The sequence below is a fragment of the Pseudomonas parakoreensis genome (genome assembly GCF_021602155.1).
GTDB classification, from domain to species: Bacteria; Pseudomonadota; Gammaproteobacteria; order Pseudomonadales; family Pseudomonadaceae; genus Aquipseudomonas; species Aquipseudomonas parakoreensis.
Genome location: NZ_BQHY01000001.1, coordinates 175,984 through 198,345 on the forward strand (window position 1 = coordinate 175,984; position 22,362 = coordinate 198,345).

The following is a 22,362-nucleotide window of genomic DNA, read 5'->3' on the forward strand; positions in this document are numbered from 1 at the left end:
ACGACAAAGGCCCCGATGAAGGGGCCTTTGTTTTTTACATCAACGACTTATCAAGCGAACGGATGACGCAGAACGATGGTTTCGTTGCGATCCGGCCCCGTCGAAATAATGTCGATCGGCGCGCCGATCAACTCTTCAACGCGTTTGATGTAGGCACGAGCGTTAGCTGGCAGCTCTTCCAGGGTTTTGGCACCCACGGTCGATTCGGTCCAGCCCGGCACTTCTTCGTACACAGGCTGCAGGCCCACGTAGCTGTCAGCGTCGGTCGGCGCCACGGCATTGCCTTGCGCGTCCTTGTAGCCGGTGCAGATGTTGATGGTTTCCAGACCATCGAGGACGTCCAGCTTGGTCAGGCAGATGCCCGAGATGCTGTTCACATCGATAGCGCGACGCAGGATAACGGCGTCGAACCAGCCGCAACGACGAGCACGGCCGGTGGTCGCGCCGAACTCGTGACCTTGCTTGGCCAGGTGCGCACCCACGTCGTCGAAGAGCTCAGTCGGGAATGGACCCGAACCGACGCGAGTGGTGTAAGCCTTGGTGATGCCCAGGATGTAGTCGAGGAACATCGGACCAACGCCCGAACCGGTCGCCACGCCACCGGCGGTGGTGTTGGAGCTGGTCACGTACGGGTAGGTACCGTGGTCGATGTCGAGCAGCGAACCCTGAGCGCCTTCGAACATGATGTCTTTGCCGGCGCGACGCAGGTCGTGCAGCTCGGCAGTCACGTCGAGCATCAGCGGCTTGAGCAGCTCGGCGTATTCCTTGCACTCGGCCAGGGTCTTTTCGAACTCGATGGCCGGCTCTTTGTAGTAACCCACCAGCATGAAGTTGTGGTAATCCACCAGTTCACGCAGCTTGTCTTCGAAACGCGGCATGTTCAGCAGGTCGCCGACGCGCAGGCCACGGCGGGCAACCTTGTCTTCGTAAGCCGGGCCGATGCCGCGACCGGTGGTACCGATCTTCAGCTCGCCACGGGCTTTTTCACGGGCCTGGTCCAGCGCCACGTGGAAGGACAGGATCAGCGGGCAGGACGGGCTGATACGCAGGCGCTCGCGCACCGGTACGCCTTTCTCTTCCAGCTTGGTGATCTCACGCAGCAGGGCGTCAGGTGCAACCACCACGCCGTTGCCGATCAGGCACTGCACGCCTTCGCGCAGCACACCCGACGGGATCAGGTGCAAGACGGTTTTCTCGCCGTCGATCACCAGGGTGTGGCCAGCGTTGTGGCCACCTTGGTAGCGCACTACGGCGGCAGCATGTTCGGTCAGCAGATCAACGATCTTGCCTTTGCCCTCATCACCCCATTGGGTGCCCAGGACTACGACATTCTTACCCATAACACTTGTCCTCATTCGCGCAAACTTGGTGCCGGCGATGGCCGGCAGGAAAACTCAAGAAGCCAGTGGCGATACTTGCCAAAGCCCGTTCTGCTGAATCAATTGCCGGTCGCAGTCCGCATCACGGGCGGCGGCCAAAGGTTGTCCAGGCAATGCCTGAACGACACGCTGACCCTCACTGCGCAACTGGCAAACCTGCTGCCAGAGTGCCGCATCCGTACTGTCAGGCATCCAGATACCGCCAGACGGTAGCTCGATCTCAGCACGCCCCAGGGTCACCAGGGTTTTCAAATCGGTAGAGAAGCCGGTCGCCGGACGGGCGCGACCGAAGTCGGCGCCGATGTCGTCGTAACGACCGCCCTGAGCGATGGACTGACCCACGCCCGGGACAAACACCGCGAACACCACACCGGTGTGGTAGTGGTAGCCGCGCAGCTCGCCCAGATCGAAGTACAGCGGCAGATCCGGGAAACGCGTCGCCAGACGCTCGGCGATTGCCAGCAAATCTTCCAGCGCATCCAGAACCGGCGCCGGGGCATTGGCCAGACGCTCACGGGCAGCGCTCAGTACTTCCCGGCCACCACACAGGTCGACCAGCGCCCGCAGCATGCCGGACAGATCGGCCGGCAGGCCTTCGGTCAAGGTAATGACCTCGTCGATGGCCTTGCGTTGCAACGCATCGAACAACTGCTGCTCAACCTCACCCGACAGACCGGCGGCACGCGCCAGACCACGGTAGATGCCGACATGGCCAAGGTCCATGTGCACATCCGGCACATCGGCCAGTTGCAGCATGGCCAGCATCAGGCTGATGACTTCCACGTCACTGCTCGGGCTGGCATCGCCGTACAACTCGGCACCCAGTTGAATCGGGCTGCGCGAGGACGACAGCGCACGCGGCTGGGCATGCAACACGCTGCCGGCGTAGCACAAGCGGCTAGGGCCTTCGCGACGCAGGGTATGCGCATCGATGCGCGCCACTTGCGGCGTGATGTCGGCGCGGAAACCCATCTGCCGACCCGACTGTGGGTCGATGACCTTGAAGGTACGCAGATCCAGGTCCTGGCCCGCACCGGTCAGCAGGGATTCCAGGTACTCGATATGGGGAGTCACGACAAACTCGTAACCCCAGCTCTGGAACAGATCCAACACCTGACGACGCGCGACTTCAATGCGCGCCGCTTCCGGTGGCAGTACTTCTTCGATGCCATCTGGCAGCAGCCAGCGGTCTACCGTTGCCATTACGCCATTCCCCTTTGATCCGGGCGGCCAGCCTGCGGGCGAGCCTTGAGTGAAGCAGAAAATGACCAAACCGTTCAAAACGCACGCGCATGAACGACGCGGCGAAAGGCCTGTTACCGGCTTCGCCCATCACTTTCCTCGAAAAACGCTCGGGCCATTCAACCCGATGCCTGCAACAAAAAACAGCAATCAAACGTGCAGACGCAAAAAAGCCGGGAATTTCCCGGCTGCCGCATCATACACACGTTTTCCCAAAGGATCACCCCGCCCGAGGTTTTAGCCGCCGGGCGGAATGATTCAGGTCAACGTCGTATCAAGGCTTGGACTTTTCCAGGTAACGGAAGAAGTCGCTGCTTGGGTCGAGAACCATGACGTCGGATTTGTTCGCGAAGCTGTCACGGTAGGCACGCAGGCTACGGTAGAAACCGTAGAACTCCTGATCCTGACCGTAGGCCTTGGAGTAGATCGCAGCGGCCTGGGCATCGCCGTCACCGCGAATCTCTTCGGATTCACGATAGGCTTCAGCCAGCAGCACGCGGCGTTGACGATCGGCGTCGGCACGGATGCCCTCGGCCAGCTCGTTACCCTTGGCGCGGTGCTCGCGAGCTTCACGCTCACGCTCGGTGCTCATACGCTCGAACACGCTGCGGTTCACTTCTTTCGGCAGATCGATGGCCTTGACCCGGACATCGACGACTTCGATACCCAGCTCTTTTTCCGCCATCTTGTTCAGCGACGCGGTGATGTCAGCCATCAGCGCATCACGCTCACCCGACACCACTTCGTGCAGGGTGCGTTTGCCGAACTGGTCACGCAGACCGGATTCCAGACGACGGGACAGACGCTCGTCAGCGATTTGCTTGAGGCCGGAAGTCGCAGTGTAGAAGCGCTCGGCATCTTTCACGCGCCACTTGGCGTAGGCATCGACCATCACGGCTTTCTTTTCCAGGGTCAGGAAGCGCTGTGTCGGTGCATCCAGCGTCATCAGACGTGCGTCGAATTTACGCACCTGGTTAACGTAAGGCACTTTCACATGCAGGCCGGGCTGAACATCAGCCTGAACCACACGACCGAATTGCAGCAGCACCGCACGCTCGGTCTGAGCGACGATGTAGAAGCAGTTCCAGCCCACCAGCACCACGACAACGCCAACGATCAGGGCGATCAGCGATTTATTGCTCATCAGCGGCTCTCCCTTGTACGCGTCTGCGGCAGGTCAGTGACATGCGGCGCGACGTCCGTGTTGTTGCTGGCGGCGGCCGAACCGGTCACCGGTGCATTGCTGCCCGAACTGTTCTGGATCATCTTGTCCAACGGCAGGTAAAGCAGGTTGCTCTGGCCGTTCTTGTTGCCGGTCACGAGTACCTTGCTGGTGTTGCTGAAGACTTCCTGCATGGTGTCCAGGTACAGACGCTGGCGGGTGACTTCAGGGGCCTTGCGATACTCGGCGACCAGTTTGGTGAAGCGGTCTGCCTCACCCTTGGCGCGCGAGACCGTTTCGTCACGGTAACCGTTGGCATCCTCGAGGATACGCTGGGCCTGACCACGGGCTTCCGGCACGACGCCGTTGGCGTAGGTTTCCGCCTGGTTGCGCGAACGCTGCTCGTCTTCGCGGGCGCGGATCACATCGTCAAAGGCTTCCTGCACTTCGCGCGGTGCCGCTGCGCTCTGTACGTTGACCTGGGTGACGGTGATACCGGTGCGATAGGTATCGAGGAAACGTTGCAGACGCTCCTTGATTTCGCTGGCCATCAGTTCACGACCTTCGGTCAGCACCTGGTCCATGGCGGTCGAACCCACCACGTGGCGCAGGGCGCTGTCGGTCGCATGCTGCAGGCTGATTTCCGGCTGATCGACGTTCAGCACGAAATCCTGCAGGTTGCTGATCTTGTACTGCACGGTCAGCGGCACTTCGACGATGTTTTCGTCTTCGGTCAGCATCTGGCCCTGCTTGGTGTAGGCACGCTCACGCGTGACGTTCTCCATGTACTTCTTGTCGATCGGCGGGAAGTAGATGTTCAGGCCGGGGCCGACAGTCTCGTAGTACTTGCCGAAGCGCAGCACCACGGCTTGCTCCTGCTCGTCGACCACATAGACCGCGCTGTACAGCCAGACAGCCGCCAGCACGACGAGGCCGATGCCGAGCAGACCGCCGAAGCCGCCACCACTCCTGCCCGAACCACCGCCGTCGTCACCACCGCGTTTCTTACCACCACCGAACAACCCGTTCAGGCTTTCCTGCAGCTTTCGGAAGGCCTCGTCGAGATCCGGTGGCCCCTTGCGGTCGCCGTTATTGCGGCGCTTGCCACCCCAAGGATCCTGATTATTCGAGTTGCCACCCGGCTCATTCCAAGCCATAGCGCTCTCCATCTGATAAAGCAAAGACGCACCCACGGCGCGCCGACCAATGCTACAGAATGCCTGCCGTTGCGGCACAACCGCTTTGCCAGGCTTTTATTGCAAAGTGTGTTGCTCGATGAATTCCATCGGCTGCAATCCTTCGCGGCTTACCAGTCGATTCAACTCGACCCGGGGCAAACGAACGGCCAGCAGGCAGATGCCTTCTTCGTCGTGTTCTTCTTTCTGTACCGCGCCGAGTTCGAAGAACTGCGCACGCAGTCGAGCGAACCGTTGTGGCAAACGCAATGTGCCCACAAACAAATCACTGCCCAGCAACTCGGCAATGGCTTGCTCAAGCAATTCCAGCCCCGTGCCATCACGCGCCGACAGCCAGACCCGTTGTGGCTTGCCATCGGCATCGCGCTGGATCTGTGGCTCAACGCCTTCAAGCAAATCGAGTTTGTTGTATACCTCGAGGATCGGCAAGTCCTGCGCCCCGATCTCGCCCAGCACCACCATCACCTGCTCGATCTGCAACATGCGATCCGGCTCGGCCGCGTCGATCACGTGCAACAGCAGGTCGGAGTTGCTCGACTCTTCGAGCGTAGACCGAAATGCCTCGACCAGCTTGTGCGGCAAGTGCCGAATGAACCCTACCGTGTCCGCGAGAACAATCGGCCCCAGGTCGTCCAGTTCCAGACGGCGCAGGGTCGGGTCCAGCGTGGCGAACAACTGGTCGGCCGCGTACACCTCGGATTTGGTCACGTTATTGAACAGCGTGGATTTACCGGCGTTGGTATAGCCCACCAGAGACACGGTAGGAATATCCGCACGGGAGCGGCCGCGTCGCGATTGCTCGCGCTGGCTGCGCACTTTTTCCAGACGACCCTTGATCTGACGCAGACGTACCCGCAGCAGACGCCGGTCGGTTTCGAGCTGGGTTTCACCCGGGCCGCGCATGCCGATACCGCCACCCTGACGCTCAAGGTGAGTCCAGCCGCGAACCAGACGGGTGCTCATGTGATCAAGCTGGGCCAGTTCGACCTGGAGCTTGCCTTCATGGGTACGCGCGCGCTGGGCAAAGATATCGAGAATCAGGCCGGTACGGTCGATCACGCGACACTCGAAAACACGTTCGAGGTTACGTTCCTGACTGGGCGTGAGAATGTGATTGAAAATCACCAGATCGGCCTTCTCGGCATGGACCAGGTCGCGTAACTCTTCGACCTTGCCGCTGCCAATCAGGAATTTGGCGGTTGGCCGATGACGCGGTACGTTAAAAAACGCAACGGTCTCGGCGCCCGCCGAATTAGCCAATTCCTGAAACTCCTGCGGATCTTCGCGCGCCTCAGGGTCCTGACCTTCCAAGTGAACGAGGATGACTCGCTCACCACCACCGTGGCGCTCAAAGAACAAAGGAGACTCCTATCAGGCGTTACCTGGCTCAGCGTCACCTGCATCGGATTCGGTTGCGCTAGGCAGACGAATTGGACGTACTGGCACGACTGTCGAGATAGCGTGTTTGTAAACCATCTGGCTGACGGTGTTTTTCAGCAGGATAACGAACTGGTCGAACGACTCGATCGTGCCTTGCAGTTTGATACCGTTGACCAGGTAGATGGAAACCCCAACTTTCTCTTTACGTAAAGTATTCAAGTAAGGGTCTTGTAGCGAATGCCCTTTTGACATGTGCCGCACTCCTTTAAGGATTCAATAATAAAAATAGGTAATTCAGATGGCTTTGGCCGCCACACCCCCAAGGATAGACGGCAATTGCAAGGACTCAGCTCAATATGGAGATGGTCCCAAGGTATTTCAAGGCGTGTGGCAGATTGTCGCAATCAAGACTGTCCAGCCAGTGCAGTTCTTCCCAGCTGCGCAGCCAAGTGAACTGGCGCTTGGCCAATTGACGCGTGGCAATGATGCCGCGTTCCTGCATTTCAGCTAACGACAGCTTGCCATCCAGGTAGTCCCAGACTTGGCGGTAGCCTACCGCACGTATAGACGGCAACCCGGCATGCAGGTCACTTCTTTTACGCAGGGCTACGACCTCGTCGATGAATCCCTGTTCCAGCATATTTGTGAATCTTTGTTTAATGCGTTCGTGCAGTACCTGGCGATTTGCCGGAGCAATGGCCAAGTTCGCGACAGTATAGGGCAATTGTTGCCGTCCCGAAGCGGCTGCTTCAGTACTTTGCGCAGATTGTTGCTGACGCAGGGCGGTCATGCTCTGACCGCTGACCCGATAAACCTCCAGCGCCCGACTCAGGCGCTGCGGATCGTTCGGGTGAATGCGTGCCGCCGACACCGGATCGATGATCGCCAGCTGCTCGTGCAGGGCTTGCCAGCCAAGGCGCGCAGCCTCTTCTTCGATCTGTGCGCGGACTTCAGGATCAGCCGCCGGCATGTCCGCCAGGCCTTCAACCAACGCCTTGTAATAGAGCATGGTGCCGCCGACCAGCAGCGGAATTTTCCCGCGCGCGGTGATCTCGGCCATGGCTTGCAGGGCATCGCGACGGAAATCCGCAGCCGAATAGGCTTCAGCCGGATCGAGAATATCGATCAGCCGGTGCGGAAACTCGGCCAGCAACTCCCTGGAAGGCTTGGCGGTGCCGATGTCCATGCCGCGATAGACCAGCGCCGAGTCGACGCTGATCAGCTCGCACGGCAGCACCTTGGTCAGCTCGATGGCCAGGTCGGTCTTGCCCGCAGCGGTCGGGCCCATCAGGAAAATCGCTGGAGGAAGCTGGCTCATCAACGACCGCGCAGGAACAGTTTGTCCAGATCGTCCAGGCCCAGTTGGGTCCAGGTCGGTCGGCCATGGTTGCATTGACCGCTGCGCTCGGTGTTTTCCATGTCGCGCAGCAGGCCGTTCATTTCTGGTAGGGCCAGACGCCGATTGGCGCGAATCGCACCGTGGCAGGCCATGGTCCCGAGCAGTTCGTTCAGGTGTGCCTGAATCCGGTCGCTGGTGCCGTATTCCATCAGATCCGACAACACGTCACCCACCAGCCGATTGGCCTCGGCCTGCTTGAGCAGCGCCGGAATCTGGCGGATCGCCAACGTTTCCGGGCCCAGACGCTGCAGCTCGAAGCCCAGCTTCTGGAACCATGCAGCGTGTTCTTCGGCGCAATCGGCTTCACGCTGACTGACCGCCAGTGACTCCGGCACCAGCAGCGGCTGGCCGCTGAGGCCTTCGCTGGCCATGGCGATCTTCAAGCGTTCGTACATGATCCGCTCATGCGCGGCATGCATGTCCACCAGCACCAGACCCTGGGCGTTCTCGGACAGGATGTAGATCCCCTTGAGCTGCGCCAGTGCGTAACCAAGCGGCGGAATATCTTCCTGACCGGCCGGCAGTGCGTTGGCATTAGCTTCCGGCAACGGTGCGAAGAACTCGCGGTAAGCGGCTTGAGCCTCGGCGGCCGGCGGGATCGCCGATTGCGGACGTGGCGTGTACTGATACTGATAAGCGCCGCCAGCGCTGGCGCCCGAAGACGTGTTGAACGCCGGTTGCGCCTGCGGTTGCTCCAGCAGCGCATTGGCTGCCAGACGCATTTCACCCTGTGGGCCGAACTCACCGGCCTCGATGCCCGTTGGCCGAACGACAGCGGTCGTCACGGAACCGGCCAATTGATCCTCGGGACGCACATCGCCCAGCGCACGGTGCAGCGTGCCGTAAAGGAAGTCATGCACCATGCGCCCGTCACGGAAGCGCACTTCGTGCTTGGTCGGGTGCACGTTGACGTCCACCGCCGCCGGATCAACCTCGAAAAACAGCGCAAACGTCGGATGACGACCGTTGAACAGCACATCGCGATAAGCCTGACGCACCGCATGCGCCACCAGTTTGTCGCGTACCGCACGGCCGTTCACGAAAAAATACTGCAAGTCCGCCTGACTGCGGTTGAAAGTCGGCAAACCGACCCAGCCCCACAGGTGCAAGCCGTTGCGCTCGATCTCGATCGGCAGCGCCTGCTCCAAAAAGCCCGAACCACAAATCGCCGCCACCCGCCGGGCGCGGGCCGCATCATCGTGGGCCTCGTGCAGGCTGAGGATGGTCTTGCCGTTATGGCGTAAATGGAAGGCGACGTCGAAACGCGCCAGCGCCAGACGTTTGATCACTTCTTGCAGGTGATCGAATTCGGTTTTTTCGGTCTTGAGAAACTTGCGCCGTGCCGGCGTATTGAAGAACAGGTCGCGCACTTCCACCGAGGTACCGACCGGATGCGCTGCCGGCTGTACCCGAGGCGCCATGTCGCGGCCTTCAGTCTCAACCTGCCACGCCTGCTCCGCATCGCGGGTGCGCGAGGTCAGGGTCAGGCGCGCCACGGAACTGATCGACGCCAGTGCTTCACCACGGAAGCCGAGGCTCATCACCTGTTCGAGGTCTTCGAGATTGCGGATCTTGCTGGTGGCGTGACGGGCCAGCGCCAGCGGCAGGTCGTCGGCGGAAATACCGCTGCCGTCGTCACGCACCCGCAGCAGCTTGACGCCGCCCTGTTCGACATCGACATCGATGCGCCTGGCACCGGAGTCGAGGCTGTTTTCCAGCAACTCCTTGATCACCGAAGCCGGGCGTTCGACCACCTCACCGGCAGCGATCTGGTTCGCCAGCCGTGGGCTGAGCAGTTCAATGCGCGCAGCGTTCAACACCTGGTTCATTCTTTGGACGCCAGTTCGGTGCCAGGGATGGTCAGGTGCTGACCGACCTTCAACTCATCGCTGCTGAGGTTGTTGGCGCTGCGCAGCGTCGCGGGGGATACCTGATAACGCACCGCAATCATCGCCAGCGTTTCGCCCGGGCTTACGCGGTGATCACGCGGGCCCTGGGCGATCTTGCCGGAGTCACGCAGCCAGGCGATGTAGGTGCCCGGTGGCGGGTTCTGCTGGAAGAACTGGCGCACGCCGCTGCTGATCGAGCGGGCCAACGCCTGCTGGTGGCTCGATGCCGAGAGTTTGTTCGCTTCGTTGGCGTTGGAGATAAATCCGGTTTCGACGAGGATCGACGGGATGTCCGGCGACTTCAGCACCATGAAGCCGGCCTGCTCCACCCGCTGCTTGTGCAGCGGGGTCACGCGGCCAATGTTGGTCAGGACTTTCTGACCGACGTTGAGGCTGGAGGTCAGCGACGCGGTCATCGACAGGTCGAGCAACACACCGGCGAGCATGCGGTCCTTGTCGTCGAGGCTGACATTGCCGGCACCGCCGATCAGGTCGGAACGGTTTTCGCTGTCAGCCAGCCAACGAGCGGTTTCCGAGGTGGCGCCGCGATCGGACAGGGCAAACACCGAGGCACCGAAGGCTGCTGCAGACGGCGCGGCGTCGGCGTGGATCGAAACAAACAGGTCGGCGCCCTTCTTGCGGGCAATTTCGGTACGGCCGCGCAACGGGATGAAGTAGTCGCCGGTCCGGGTCAGCTCGGCGCGGAAACCTTTCATGCCGTTGACCTGACGCTGCAGTTCGCGGGCGATCTGCAGCACCACGTCTTTCTCACGCTGGCCGCGCGAGCCGGACGCACCCGGGTCTTCGCCGCCGTGGCCGGCGTCGATCACCACAATGATGTCGCGCTTGCCGGCCGGGGCCGGTGGCAACTTGATCGCCGGTTCCGACGGCGTGACCGGCACGGCCGGCACGGTGGCGACCGATGGCGTCGGAGCTGGCGGCGGCGCCGCATCGGCCGGGTTGTCGAACAGGTCGACCACCAGACGGTTACCGTATTGCGCGTTCGGCGCCAGCGAGAAGCTTTTCGGGGTGACGGCTTTTTTCAGGTCGATGACCACCCGCAGGTCGGTCGGCGTACGCTGGGCCGAACGCATCGCGGTGATTGGCGTGTTGGCGGTCGAGACTTTCAGCGGCGCGCCCAGGGTGGCGCCGTTGATGTCGATCACCAGCCGATCCGGTGCGGTCAGGGTGAAGACGCTGTGCTGCACCGGGCCGCTCAGGTCGAAGACCAGTCGCGTGTTGTCCGGCGCCCGCCACAGGCGCACGCTGTTGACCTTTGTCTCGGCCACAGCGTTGACGGTCACTGCCATCAACATCAGTCCAACGGCAGCCACCAACGCGCGAAAGCGCATACCTAACCCCATCATTTAATTGGATTCCAATGCCAAAGCGGCACACCAGGCGTCGCCACGCGAGCCCTGGGATAAAATTTTCAGCGAACGCCCGCTGTCTTGCGGGCTAATGGTAATGGTCAGGTCAGGCTTTGGCAAAAAGCCTGCACCTTTATCGGGCCACTCGATCAGGCACAGCGCGTCGTCTTCGAAATAGTCGCGGATGCCGAGAAACTCCAGCTCTTCCGGATCGACCAGGCGATACAGATCGAAGTGAAAGGCGCGGATGTCACCGATTTCGTAGGGTTCGACCAGGGTGAAGGTCGGACTTTTTACCGCGCCAACGTGCCCCAGGCCACGAATGATGCCCCGCGACAGAGTGGTTTTGCCCATGCCCAGGTTGCCTTCGAGAAAAATCAGGCCGTGGCCCCGGGTAACGCGGGCGATCCGTGCGCCAAAGTCGCTCATGGCCTGTTCATCGGCCAGGTACAGGGTTACTTCAGACACGGTGCATGCTCCTCCAACAACTGACGAATGACTGGAATCAGATCGCTGGCCGCCAGTCCACGGCCGAATTTACCTTGTTGCGCGCCGGCATTGGCGTGCAGCCAGACTGCCAGGCACGCGGCATCGAAGCCGTCCATGCCCTGTGCCAGCAGCGCCCCGGTCAACCCGGCGAGTACATCGCCCAGACCAGCGGTGGCCATCGCCGGATGGCCCTGGTGACACAGCGCCAGACGCCCATCAGGATGAGCGATCAGGCTGCCGGCGCCTTTGAGCACCACGACGGCCGAGTATTTTTTGCTCAACGCCCGCGCGGCGGCCGGGCGATCGGCCTGCACCTCAGCGGTACTGACGCCCAACAGGCGCGCTGCCTCGCCCGGATGTGGAGTGATCACGCAATCTTTGGGCAGGCTGACAAAACCACTCGCCAGCAGATTCAACGCGTCGGCGTCCCATACCTGTGGCAGCGGCGCATTGGCGGCCGCCGACAACAGCGCTCGGCCCCAACTGGCCTGCCCAAGTCCCGGGCCCACCACCAGCACCGAGACTTTTTCCAGCAGCCCCATCAACTGATTGGCCGACGACGTGCCGAGCACCATGACTTCCGGTATCCGCGTCAGCGCTGCCGGGACATGTTCCGGCCGGGTTGCCAGCGACACCATCCCGGCGCCGCTGCGCAGGGCCGTTTCGGAACTGAGCAGAATCGCCCCGCCAAACCCCTGATCGCCGCCGATCAACAGCAAATGCCCGAAGCGCCCTTTATGCGCAGCGGGCGCACGCGCAGTCAGTCGCGGAAGATTAGCCGTCACAAGACGCACAGCGCTGGCAGGAACGTCACGGTAGATGTCGGCGGCGGCTTGCAGATCGTTAAACACCAGCGCCCCGACCTGATCCGCCGCATCACCGGTGAACAGGCCGAGCTTCAAGCCGATAAAGGTCACGGTAAGGTCGGCGCGCACCGCAACGCCGAGAACATGGCCGGTATCGGCAGACAGTCCGGAAGGAATATCCACCGCCACCACCGGCAGGCCACTGGCATTGATTGCCTTGATCGCTGCGGCATACGGCTCGCGTACATCGCCGGTCAGCCCGGTGCCGAGCAAGGCATCGACAATCACCCCGCGCAGCTCGCTGTGCGCGGTCCAGCCCAGCACGGCGACACCATCGTTGATGGCCTGCGCATAAGCCTGCGCCGCGTCGCCCTGCAAGCGTTGCGGATCACCAACGGCCAGTGCTCGCACGGACCAACCGGCCCGGTGCGCCAGCGCGGCGATCAGAAAACCATCACCGGCGTTGTTGCCATGCCCGGCAAGCACAGTCATTTGGTGCGCTGCAGGCCACTGTCGCACCAATGCGCGCCAGGTCGCATGAGCGGCGCGCTGCATCAATTCGAAGCCCGGCGTACCCGCAGCGATCAACCGCGCATCGAGTGCTCGCACCTGCGCGGCGCCATACAGCGCGTCGGGTAATTCATCTTTCGTGTGCGGCATGCGTCTTCGGGCTCCGATGTCTGGCAGAATTATACGCACCTCAGCTCCGGTTTCTCTCGCCTCATGTCCGCCATCACCACAGATCTGCCCGCCCTCGCCCAATCGATCAAGGATTGGGGCCGCGAGCTGGGCTTCCAGCAAGTCGGCATCAGCGGTCTGGACCTGGCCGAGCATGAGCAGCATCTGCAGCGCTGGCTCGCCGCCGGCTACCACGGCGAAATGGATTACATGGGCGCCCACGGCAGCAAACGCTCGCATCCGGAGGAACTGGTTCCCGGTACGTTGCGTGTGGTTTCGCTGCGCATGGACTACCTGCCCGGCGACACCCAAATGGCACAAATGCTCGCGCAACCGGAGAAAGCTTACGTCTCGCGTTATGCCTTGGGCCGCGATTACCACAAATTGATCCGTAAACGTGTGCAGCAATTGGCCGACAAGATTCAGTCAGAGATCGGCCCGTTCGGTTTTCGCGCCTTCGTCGACAGCGCCCCGGTGCTGGAAAAAGCCATCGCCGAGCAGGCCGGGCTGGGCTGGATCGGTAAAAATACGCTCGTGCTGAACCGCAAGGCCGGCAGCTATTTCTTCTTGAGTGAACTGTTTGTCGATCTGCCGCTGCCCGTGGACGAACCGCACAGCAGCGAACATTGCGGGCGCTGCACCGCGTGTCTGGATATCTGCCCGACCAACGCCTTCGTCGGCCCCTACGTGCTGGACGCTCGGCGCTGCATTTCGTACCTGACCATCGAACTGAAAAACGCCATCCCCGAAGACCTGCGCCCGCTGATCGGCAACCGGGTGTTCGGCTGCGACGACTGCCAGATTGTCTGCCCGTGGAACCGCTTCGCCCGACCGTCCGGGGAAAGCGATTTCAAGCCGCGGCACAACCTGGACAACGCCGAGCTGGCCGAACTGTTCATGTGGGACGAAGACAGATTTCTCAGCAGCACCGAAGGCTCACCGCTGCGCCGTGCAGGTTACGAGCGCTGGCTGCGCAATCTGGCGGTCGGGCTCGGCAACGCGCCATCAAGCATTCCGGTACTGGAAGCCTTGAAGGCGCGCCGTGATTACCCATCCGATCTAGTCCGCGAACACGTCGAGTGGGCGCTGAAACAACACGGTCAATTGTAGGAGCTGCCGCAGGCTGCGATCTTTTGACTTTGATATTTAAAAGACAAGATCAAAGGATCGCAGCCTGCGGCAGCTCCTGCAGGGGAATGCATTAATGCTCGTCGTTATAGACGAACTTGGGCATTTCCCAATGGAAACGGATGGCCAGCAACCGCAGCAGAAAACCGCCGAACAGGGTAATCAGGATCGCCTGCTCGCTCGGCACATTCAGGTACAGGCAGAGCATGTAGCACCACGCGGCGGCGAACGAGACGCTGGCGTACAGTTCGCGGCGGAAGATCAGCGGGATGTCGTTGCAGAAAATGTCGCGCAGGATGCCGCCGAACACTCCAGTGATCACGCCGCTGACCGATGCCACCAGCATGCCGTGGCCCATTTCCAGCGCAGTCATGCAGCCAATCAGGGTGAACGCCACCAGGCCGACCGCGTCGAGCACCAGAAACAGTGAGCGCAGGTGACGCATCCAGCGCGCGGTGAACACGGTGAGCATTGCGGCGGCCGAGGTCAGCACCAAATATTCCGGGTGCTTGACCCACGTCAGCGGATAGTGCCCAAGCAGCACATCACGCACCGAACCACCGCCCAGCGCCGTGACACAGGCGATCAGCACCACCCCGAACCAGTCCATGCCGCGCCGTCCGGCAGACAGCGCGCCGGTCATGGCTTCGGCGGTAATGGCGATCAGATAGAGCATCAGCAACATGGTGGCGGTCCTGGCAGGAAGGCGCGCAGTCTAGCCATTTCGGGGCCGCACCAGAAGGGGGCGCGAACGCGACGCCCCCCGGCATCAAAACTTGATGAAATGCTTGCGGTAGTGCTGCAGCTCGGCGATCGATTCGCGGATGTCGTCCAGTGCCAGGTGCGTGCTGCCCTTCTTGAAGCTGTCGCGCACGTCCGGCGCCCAGCGCGCGGCCAGCTCCTTGAGCGTCGACACGTCGAGGTTGCGGTAGTGGAAGTAGCTTTCCAGCGCCTTCATGTGGGTATAAAGGAAGCGCCGATCCTGGCAGATGCTGTTGCCGCAGATCGGCGACTTGCCTTTCGGCACCCACTTTTCCAGAAAGGCGAGGGTCTCGGCCTCGGCTTCGGCCATGCTGATGCGGCTGTCGCGTACGCGCTGGGTCAGGCCCGAGTTGCCGTGGGTGCGGGTGTTCCACTCGTCCATGCGGGCGAGCACTTCGTCACTGTGGTGAATGGCGATCACCGGGCCTTCGGCCAGGGTGTTCAGGTCACTGTCGGTGACGATGGTGGCCATTTCGATGATGACGTCGTTTTCCGGATCCAGACCGGTCATTTCCAGGTCGATCCAGATCAGGTTCTGCGGGTTTTGCATATTCGGGCTCCTAGGCAATGCTGCGCAGTTTAGCCTAGGCCGGTGCCCGGGCGTGCTAAACTCGCGGCCGTTTTACCTAATCGCTGCATTCTTCAGACGGAACACCCATGGCCAAACGCCAACTCAATCGTCGTCAAAACTGGCGCATCGAAAAGATTCAGGGCGAGCGCGCCGCCCGCGCCGCCAAACGCGAGTCCTCGGCGGTCGAAGCCCTTGAGGGCGGCGACCTCGGGCCTGAGCAACACGGCCTGGTGATCGCCCACTTCGGGGTGCAGGTCGAGGTCGAGGCCGTGGACGGCGATCTGGCCGGTCAGGTATTCCGTTGCCACCTGCGCGCCAACCTGCCGGCGCTGGTGACCGGTGATCGGGTGGTCTGGCGCGCCGGCAACCAGGGCATCGGCGTGATCGTCGCACAACTGCCGCGCACCACCGAACTCTGCCGCCCGGACAGCCGTGGCCAGCTCAAGCCGGTCGCTGCCAACGTCGACATGATCGTCATTGTCTTCGCGCCACTGCCCGAGCCGCATGCCAACCTGATCGACCGCTACCTGGTGGCCGCTGAACACGCCGGCATCCGTCCGTTGCTGCTGCTGAACAAATTCGACCTGATCGACGAGCAGAACGCCCCGGCGCTCAACGCGCTGCTGGCGGTGTACCGCACGCTGGGTTATCCGGTGCTGGAAGTGTCCGCGCATCACGGCAACGGCATGGAGCAGTTGCAGAAGCAGCTCGACGGCCGCATCAGCGTATTCGTCGGCCAGTCCGGCGTCGGCAAGTCGTCGCTGGTCAACAGCCTGCTGCCGGAAGTCGAAACCCGTGTCGGCCCGCTGTCGGAGTTGTCCGGTCAGGGTACGCACACCACGACCACTGCGCGCCTGTTCCACTTTCCGGGCGGCGGCGAGTTGATCGACTCCCCGGGGATCCGTGAGTTCGGCCTGGGCCACGTCAGCCGCGCTGATGTCGAAGCCGGCTTCATCGAGTTCAACGACCTGCTCGGCACCTGCCGCTTTCGCGACTGCAAGCATGACCGCGAACCTGGCTGCGCACTGCTCAAGGCCCTGGAAGATGGCCGCGTGCAGCAACAGCGGATGAACAGCTACCGCTCGATCATCGCCAGCCTGCCGGAAACCGGCTACTAAACACCTGCACTGGCAGCCCCCCGTCCGGGGGCTGCCGGATGTCGGACCACGCCTGACAAATCCCCCGACCGTTTAAACGTCAGACCTTTCTGACAGGCCTGCTCGCACCTGCTTGCAGGACATTTCTCTTTCCGCGCGCAGACCTTGCGGGCGCTTTCCAGATGCCTAGATTGGGTTGTTCCTTCGCACCTTCGCGACCTTCGAGGAACCCCATGCAGACCTACCATTTGTTCATCAGCCATTCGTGGAACTACGCCCACGCCCACGACAATCTGGTACGCCTGCTCGGCGCCAGACCGGATTTCAGTTTCAAGAATTTTTCCGTGCCGCCGCACAACCCGGTCATGGGCGCGCAGACCGACAGGCAGCTCGAAGAGGCCATCGAAAACAAGATCCGTCCGTGCTCGGCGGTGCTGATCATGGCCGGGATGTATTCGACCTACAGCAAGTGGATCAACAAGGAAATCGAGATCGCCAAGCGCATGGGCAAAGTGATCATCGCGATCAAACCGTTCGGTGCCGACCGCATTTCCACGGTGGTGCGTAATGCGGCGCACGCCGAGTGCGCGTGGAATACCAACAGCATCATCGGTGCGATCCGCCAGCACACGGCGGTGTAACCATGCGCAAGGGACTGTTTATCGGCATTAACGACTACACCCATGTTTCGCGACTGAGCGGTTGCAGCAATGACGCCATGGCCATGGCTTCGGTGCTGAAGACCGACGCCAACGGCGATCCGAATTTCAAGAACGTGGTGCTGACGTCCGCAGAGGACTACCTGAGCCGGGAAAAACTTGAAGACCAGATTCGCGAACTGTTTTCCGGCGACTGCAACGTCGCCCTGCTGTATTTCGCCGGCCACGGCAGCTTCGATGTCGACACCGATGAAGGCATGCTGATCCCGCAGGACTATCGCACGGCCAAGGACGGCATCCGCATCAGCGACGTTCTCAACTGGGCCACCAAAGCCACCCGCATCAAAAACAAAGTGATCATCCTCGATTGCTGCCAAGGCGGCTCGGCCGGTGAGGTCCGAGCCTTGCGCAGTGAAAGCAGCGTGGTCGGTGAAGGCATGACCATTCTCACCGCCTGCAAAAAGGAGGAGCCGGCCATGGAGGGTACGCAACATGGCGTCTTCACCGCTTTGTTGCTGCAGGCCCTGCACGGTGGGGCGGCGAACATTCTCGGCAAAATTACCCCCGGCAGCCTGTATTCCTTCGTCGACAACGCGCTCGACGCCTGGGAACAGCGTCCGGTATTCAAGACCAACGTTTCGCAGTTCATTTCCTTGCGCGAGGTCTCGCCGCTGATCCCCAAAGAGATCCTGCGCAAGTTGCCGGAATGGTTTGCCGAAGCCGAGTCGATGTTCGCCCTCGATCCCAGCTACGAACCTACCGAAACGACATTCGACCCGGAGCACGGTGAGGTCTTCGCGCAACTGCAAAAGTGCAACCGCCACAGCCTGATCGAACCGGTGGAAGCCGAGCACATGTATTACGCCGCCATTCACTCCACGGGCTGCCGCCTCACCGCACTCGGCGCCTATTACCGCGAACTCGCCATAAAAGGACATTTCTGATGCCGGTTTTCATCAGCTACCGCCACATGGATCGCCCGCAGGCCATGGTTATCAACAGCCGACTGATACAGGCCAACATCAAGACTTACCTTGATGTGCTCGACCCGGAATCGCAGACCACCGACGACATCACCGGCGTGATCACCCGCAACATCACCGAGTGCACGCACCTGCTGGCGGTGGTTTCGGAGCAGACTGCGCTGTCGTGGTGGGTGCCGTTCGAAATCGGCGAAGCGACCATCAGCAACCGGCGGATCTGCTCGTTCCGCACCGGGCAAGCGCAGTTGCCGGAGTATCTGGACAAGTGGCCGAAGCTGAGTACGGCCAATGATCTGAATTTCTTCATTGATGCCTATCGTGAAGAGGTGTCGAGCAAGCGCTCGATGACGCTGGATTCGAGCAACGAATCCTTCAGTGGTACCTATAAGCGCAACGCCGATCTGTTCCATGAACAACTGAAAAACCGGATTCGACGCGGCTTTTGAAGCCGATCAACAGCCACAAAAAAGCCGACATCACTGTCGGCTTTTTTGTCGGTCACTGCTTCGGCGCGGGGGCCGGTGCAGCGGCTGGCGGAGCAGACGGCGCTGGCGCCGCAGTCCCCGGCGCGGCCGGTTTCGGTGCGGCGTCGTCGAACAGGTTCAAGCGTTCGCGCAACTCGTGGGCCGGTACCGGTTGCTGATCTGCCGGCAACGCGTTCGGATCGACCGGCGTCGCCGGAGCGGCGCCGTTCTGACCTTCGGCAGCAGGTTTGGCCGCATCGGCCCCCTGCGAGCCTTCGATGGCCGCTTGCGCCTTTTTGGTCAGGACCACGATGTCGATGCGGCGGTTGACCGGGTTGAACGGGTTTTCCTTGTCGAACAGCGCCGACGAGGCATAACCCACGACTCGCGCCACCTGCGAATCCGGATAACTGCCGGCCACCAGTGCACGCCGCGCGGCGTTGGCACGATTCGCCGAGAGCTCCCAGTTACCGAAATCGCCGGTGCCGGTGTACGGCTTGGCGTCGGTGTGGCCGCTGATGCTGATCTTGTTCGGCACCGCTTTGATGGTGTCGGCCATGGCCAGCAGGATGTCTTCGAAGTACGGCTTCAGCCGTGCCGAGCCCGAGTCGAACATCGGCCGGTTTTCGGCGTCCATGATCTGGATGCGCAGGCCGTTCGGGGTGATCTCGAACAGGATCTGATCCTTGAACTTCTGCAGCTGCGGGTTCTCGTCGACCTTGTTCTGCAGTTCTTGCAGCAACAATTCCAGGCGTTCTTTCTCGACCTGCTCGGCCATGCCTTCGACCTGCTCGGTGTCGACCGTGACCTTGTCCGGTTGCGGCTGCGATTTCACTTCAGGGTTGAGGGTGTTTTCCGGCGCCAGGGTCGGTGTGCCGCCCAGATCGATGATGTACGGCGTGCCGCTTTCGGAGAAGCCGACCGGGTCCTTGAAGTAACCGGCGATGGCGATCTTCTGCTCCGGGGTTGCGGTGGACAGCAACCACAACACCAGGAAGAACGCCATCATCGCCGTGGCGAAGTCGGCGAAGGCGATCTTCCACGCCCCGCCGTGATGCCCACCGGCTATGCGCTTGACGCGCTTGATGATTATCGGCTGATTATTTTCCATGGCTTAGCGACCGCGAACGGCTTGTTCCAGCTCGGCGAAGCTTGGACGGTGCGCCGGGTACAGCACCTTGCGCCCGAACTCCACCGCCAGCGATGGCGGCATGCCGGAAGCCGACGCCACCAGCGAGGCCTTGATGGCTTCATAGACGTTCAGTTCTTCCTTGGCATCGTGGGCCAGGGAATGCGCCAACGGGCCGAAGAAACCGTAGGCCGCGAGAATACCGAAGAAGGTACCGACCAGTGCCGCACCCACGTGCAGACCGATGGATTTCTGATCGCCTTCACCCAGGGACGCCATGGTCACCACAATACCCAGTACCGCCGCGACGATACCGAAACCGGGCATGGCGTCGGCGATGCCGTTCACCGCATGGGACGGGTGCTCAAGGTCTTCCTTGAGGCTGTAGAGCTCCATGTCGAACAGGCCTTCCAGCTCATGCGGAGCCATGTTGCCGGAGGACATGATGCGCAGGTAATCGCAGATGAACGCGGTCATGCGCTCGTCTTTGAGCACGGCCGGGTACTTGGCGAAGATCGGGCTCGCGGCAGCGTCTTCGATGTCGCCTTCGATGGCCATCATGCCTTCGCGGCGGCTCTTGTTGAGAATCTCGTAGATCAGGCCCAGCACTTCCAGATAGAACGTGTGGCTGAAACGCGAACTGAACATGCTCAGGGATTTCTTGAGCACGTGCATCGTCATGTAACCGGGGTTGGCCTGCAGGAATGCACCGAGGGCCGCACCACCGATGATCATCACCTCGAAGGGCTGGATCAGGGCGGCAATTTTGCCGTGGGAGAGCACGTATCCGCCGAGCACGCTCGCGAACACGACGATGATGCCGATAATTTTAGCCATAGGTAGAAAGTACTTGTTTAAGTCGGGTTCAAGGTCATATTCGGAAGTTAAAAAATCTCTTCTTCTACTTATCGGCAAAACTGCGCCAGACTATAGCCAGTTCAGGCGAAAAGCCAATTTAGCCCATGCCGGGCGCGTCTACAGTCAGTGAAGATCCCGTCCAGACATGGCTAATGAAACGAACGTCCCACCCGTAAAACCGACCACCCTCGAAGGCTGGGTCAAGCTGCTCGACAGCGTCCGGCTGCCCGTGCCGCAAGAGGCTCACGACAAGGTGTGCCGCGCGATCCGTGACAACCGCAGTTCGCTGCGCGACATCGCCGACCTGATGCAGGACAGCCCGGCACTGGCCTTGAGCATCATCCGTGAGGCGAATCGTCACACCCACGGCACCCTGGCCGCACCGGCGGAAAATCTCGAGGTGGCGATCAACCGTCTGGGCCTGGCGCGTACCGAAGAATTGCTCGCGCGCCTGCCGGTCGAACCGCAGCTGCAGATCCCCAAGGCCCTGCGCCAACTGCAAATGATCAGCCAGCACGCCACACAACAGGCCAACGGTTTTTTCGCCAGTCGCCTCGCGCGCCTGTGGCAGGACATTCATTGGGGCAGCCTGTTGTTTCTGTCGCCGTTATGGCCGCTGGCGCTGACGTTTCCCGAGTTGCTCGAAGAGTGGGAACTGCGGGTGATCCACAAGGGCGAATCGGCGCTGGTGGTCGAGAAGCAACTGTTTGGCGTACGCCTGCTGAAGATCGCCGAGGCACTGGTACAGGTCTGGCACCTGCCGATCTGGGTGCAGCAAGGCTATAAACTGCTGCTCAGCGAACAGCGCGAACTGGTGAAAGTGCTGCGTATCGCCCGCGACAGCGAGCATCCGCTGCGCCAGCAGAATCGCCTCGATGACGATCCGACTTTGCGCCGCTGGCTCAATCAACCGGCCAACACCGTATTGCTGGCCAACGGTCTGGCGCTGTCGGCGCAACAGGCCTGGGACAGTCCGCACAGCGAGCGCTGGCAGTACCTGACCAGCCTTTATCTGCAAATCTCGATGGATGAAGTGCAGCAGCAGTTGCACCAGCAAGCCGCCAACAGTGCGCGCCAGCATGCCATGCCCGATCTGTGGCACCCGGCCGTTTCATTATTGTGGCCGTGGGGTACCCATCGCTTGCCGGCCGGGATGCTGCCAGCGGCCGCGCCGAGTGCCGAGGACCTGACGCAGTGGCGCCGACAATGCGCCGAACTGCTGGCCGAGCCGAGCCGCTTCACCAATGCCATGAGCCTGACCGTCGCCGCGCGCGATGCGCTGGTCGCCAGCGGCATGCGTCGGGTGATGATTCTGATGGCCGACCGCACGCAGTCCAATCTGCGCGTACACCAGACCTTCGGTTTGCCGAAGGAAGCCGCCGCGCTGAATTTTGTCGCCAGTCAGAGCAAAGTCCTGCAACGGTTACTCGCGCAGCAGGCACAAGTGCGGATCAACCCCGAGAACAACGCACAGTTTTCCGCATTGTTGCCGCCGGGCCTGCGTTCGCTGTTCCGTGGCGAGCACCTGTTCCTGCGCTCACTGGTCAATAACGGCCGGGTGATCATGATCGTCGTGGCCGATCAGGGCGGCGGGCCGTTCGCCGACATCACCGTGCAGGCATTCGGCAAAACCGCACAATGCATCGAGAAAGCCCTGCACAGCTTTAGCAGCCGTGGCCGATGAGGCTGCGCTACAATCCCCCCCTTTGTGCTCTGGAGAC

General features: G+C 61.4%; 21 protein-coding genes. 6 read left to right on the plus strand and 15 right to left on the minus strand.

Annotated elements, in window-relative coordinates:
- Positions 1 to 50 precede the first annotated feature (50 nt).
- The 11 genes from L6D63_RS00750 to L6D63_RS00800 form a co-directional block, all read right to left on the minus strand.
- A complete protein-coding gene (locus tag L6D63_RS00750) occupies positions 51 to 1,340 on the minus strand; it encodes an adenylosuccinate synthase (protein ID WP_003221122.1) in 1,290 nt (429 codons plus the stop codon).
- Positions 1,341 to 1,394: 54 nt separating this feature from the next.
- Entirely contained in the window at positions 1,395 to 2,582 is a 1,188-nt protein-coding gene (locus L6D63_RS00755; protein ID WP_131670982.1) for an ATP phosphoribosyltransferase regulatory subunit, read from the minus strand.
- Between the two features lie 313 nt (positions 2,583 to 2,895).
- Positions 2,896 to 3,765 (minus strand): protease modulator HflC, encoded by an 870-nt coding sequence (hflC, locus tag L6D63_RS00760; protein ID WP_041065696.1) that lies wholly within the window; start codon positions 3,763 to 3,765, stop codon positions 2,896 to 2,898.
- Positions 3,765 to 4,940 (minus strand): FtsH protease activity modulator HflK, encoded by a 1,176-nt coding sequence (gene hflK, locus L6D63_RS00765; protein WP_041065698.1) that lies wholly within the window; start codon positions 4,938 to 4,940, stop codon positions 3,765 to 3,767. Before hflK ends, hflC begins: the two co-directional genes overlap by 1 nt.
- A gap of 96 nt (positions 4,941 to 5,036) precedes the next feature.
- The gene (gene hflX, locus L6D63_RS00770) at positions 5,037 to 6,338 is read right to left on the minus strand and encodes a ribosome rescue GTPase HflX (protein WP_003221114.1); all 1,302 of its coding nucleotides are present in this window, start codon (positions 6,336 to 6,338) and stop codon (positions 5,037 to 5,039) included.
- Between the two features lie 12 nt (positions 6,339 to 6,350).
- On the minus strand, positions 6,351 to 6,611 hold the full coding sequence (gene hfq / locus L6D63_RS00775; protein ID WP_003221112.1) for an RNA chaperone Hfq: 261 nt from the start codon (positions 6,609 to 6,611) through the stop codon (positions 6,351 to 6,353).
- Positions 6,612 to 6,705: 94 nt separating this feature from the next.
- A complete protein-coding gene (gene miaA, locus L6D63_RS00780) occupies positions 6,706 to 7,677 on the minus strand; it encodes a tRNA (adenosine(37)-N6)-dimethylallyltransferase MiaA (protein WP_131670981.1) in 972 nt (323 codons plus the stop codon).
- Positions 7,677 to 9,578, minus strand: coding sequence for a DNA mismatch repair endonuclease MutL (gene mutL / locus L6D63_RS00785; protein ID WP_179295002.1), 1,902 nt, complete (start codon positions 9,576 to 9,578; stop codon positions 7,677 to 7,679). The genes miaA and mutL overlap by 1 nt, the downstream gene beginning before the upstream one ends.
- 5 nt (positions 9,579 to 9,583) lie before the next feature.
- Positions 9,584 to 10,963, minus strand: a complete 1,380-nt coding sequence (locus L6D63_RS00790; protein ID WP_373557748.1) for an N-acetylmuramoyl-L-alanine amidase — start codon at positions 10,961 to 10,963, stop codon at positions 9,584 to 9,586.
- Positions 10,964 to 11,014: 51 nt separating this feature from the next.
- A complete protein-coding gene (gene tsaE / locus L6D63_RS00795; protein WP_047290977.1) occupies positions 11,015 to 11,485 on the minus strand; it encodes a tRNA (adenosine(37)-N6)-threonylcarbamoyltransferase complex ATPase subunit type 1 TsaE in 471 nt (156 codons plus the stop codon).
- The gene (locus L6D63_RS00800; RefSeq protein WP_131670980.1) at positions 11,473 to 12,972 is read right to left on the minus strand and encodes an NAD(P)H-hydrate dehydratase; all 1,500 of its coding nucleotides are present in this window, start codon (positions 12,970 to 12,972) and stop codon (positions 11,473 to 11,475) included. The genes tsaE and L6D63_RS00800 overlap by 13 nt, the downstream gene beginning before the upstream one ends.
- 63 nt (positions 12,973 to 13,035) lie before the next feature.
- Between L6D63_RS00800 and queG the strand changes: the two genes are divergently transcribed.
- The gene (gene queG / locus L6D63_RS00805; RefSeq protein ID WP_131670979.1) at positions 13,036 to 14,100 is read left to right on the plus strand and encodes a tRNA epoxyqueuosine(34) reductase QueG; all 1,065 of its coding nucleotides are present in this window, start codon (positions 13,036 to 13,038) and stop codon (positions 14,098 to 14,100) included.
- A gap of 91 nt (positions 14,101 to 14,191) precedes the next feature.
- Here queG and L6D63_RS00810 read toward each other — a convergent pair whose 3' ends face one another.
- The gene (locus L6D63_RS00810) at positions 14,192 to 14,803 is read right to left on the minus strand and encodes a trimeric intracellular cation channel family protein (protein WP_047290974.1); all 612 of its coding nucleotides are present in this window, start codon (positions 14,801 to 14,803) and stop codon (positions 14,192 to 14,194) included.
- Positions 14,804 to 14,887: 84 nt separating this feature from the next.
- Positions 14,888 to 15,430, minus strand: coding sequence for an oligoribonuclease (orn, locus tag L6D63_RS00815; RefSeq protein WP_131670978.1), 543 nt, complete (start codon positions 15,428 to 15,430; stop codon positions 14,888 to 14,890).
- 107 nt (positions 15,431 to 15,537) lie between these two features.
- On the opposite strand from orn, the gene rsgA reads away from it, so the two are divergent.
- The 4 genes from rsgA (at position 15,538) to L6D63_RS00835 (ending at position 18,636) form a co-directional block, all read left to right on the plus strand.
- Positions 15,538 to 16,569 (plus strand): small ribosomal subunit biogenesis GTPase RsgA, encoded by a 1,032-nt coding sequence (gene rsgA, locus L6D63_RS00820; RefSeq protein ID WP_131670977.1) that lies wholly within the window; start codon positions 15,538 to 15,540, stop codon positions 16,567 to 16,569.
- A 212-nt stretch (positions 16,570 to 16,781) separates the two neighbouring features.
- A complete protein-coding gene (locus L6D63_RS00825) occupies positions 16,782 to 17,189 on the plus strand; it encodes a TIR domain-containing protein (protein WP_095667693.1) in 408 nt (135 codons plus the stop codon).
- A gap of 2 nt (positions 17,190 to 17,191) precedes the next feature.
- Entirely contained in the window at positions 17,192 to 18,151 is a 960-nt protein-coding gene (locus L6D63_RS00830; RefSeq protein ID WP_047290972.1) for a caspase family protein, read from the plus strand.
- Positions 18,151 to 18,636: a toll/interleukin-1 receptor domain-containing protein gene (locus L6D63_RS00835; protein WP_121183407.1), complete on the plus strand. Its 486-nt coding sequence runs from the start codon at positions 18,151 to 18,153 to the stop codon at positions 18,634 to 18,636. The genes L6D63_RS00830 and L6D63_RS00835 overlap by 1 nt, the downstream gene beginning before the upstream one ends.
- 52 nt (positions 18,637 to 18,688) lie before the next feature.
- Here the strand turns inward: L6D63_RS00835 and motB are convergent, their stop codons facing one another.
- On the minus strand, positions 18,689 to 19,765 hold the full coding sequence (motB, locus tag L6D63_RS00840; protein WP_047290970.1) for a flagellar motor protein MotB: 1,077 nt from the start codon (positions 19,763 to 19,765) through the stop codon (positions 18,689 to 18,691).
- A gap of 3 nt (positions 19,766 to 19,768) precedes the next feature.
- Positions 19,769 to 20,620 carry a flagellar motor stator protein MotA gene (gene motA, locus L6D63_RS00845; protein WP_007952169.1) on the minus strand — a complete coding sequence of 284 codons (852 nt, stop codon included), beginning with the start codon at positions 20,618 to 20,620 and terminating at the stop codon, positions 19,769 to 19,771.
- A gap of 166 nt (positions 20,621 to 20,786) precedes the next feature.
- On the opposite strand from motA, the gene L6D63_RS00850 reads away from it, so the two are divergent.
- Positions 20,787 to 22,325 carry an HDOD domain-containing protein gene (locus L6D63_RS00850; protein WP_131670976.1) on the plus strand — a complete coding sequence of 513 codons (1,539 nt, stop codon included), beginning with the start codon at positions 20,787 to 20,789 and terminating at the stop codon, positions 22,323 to 22,325.
- Positions 22,326 to 22,362 lie beyond the last annotated feature (37 nt).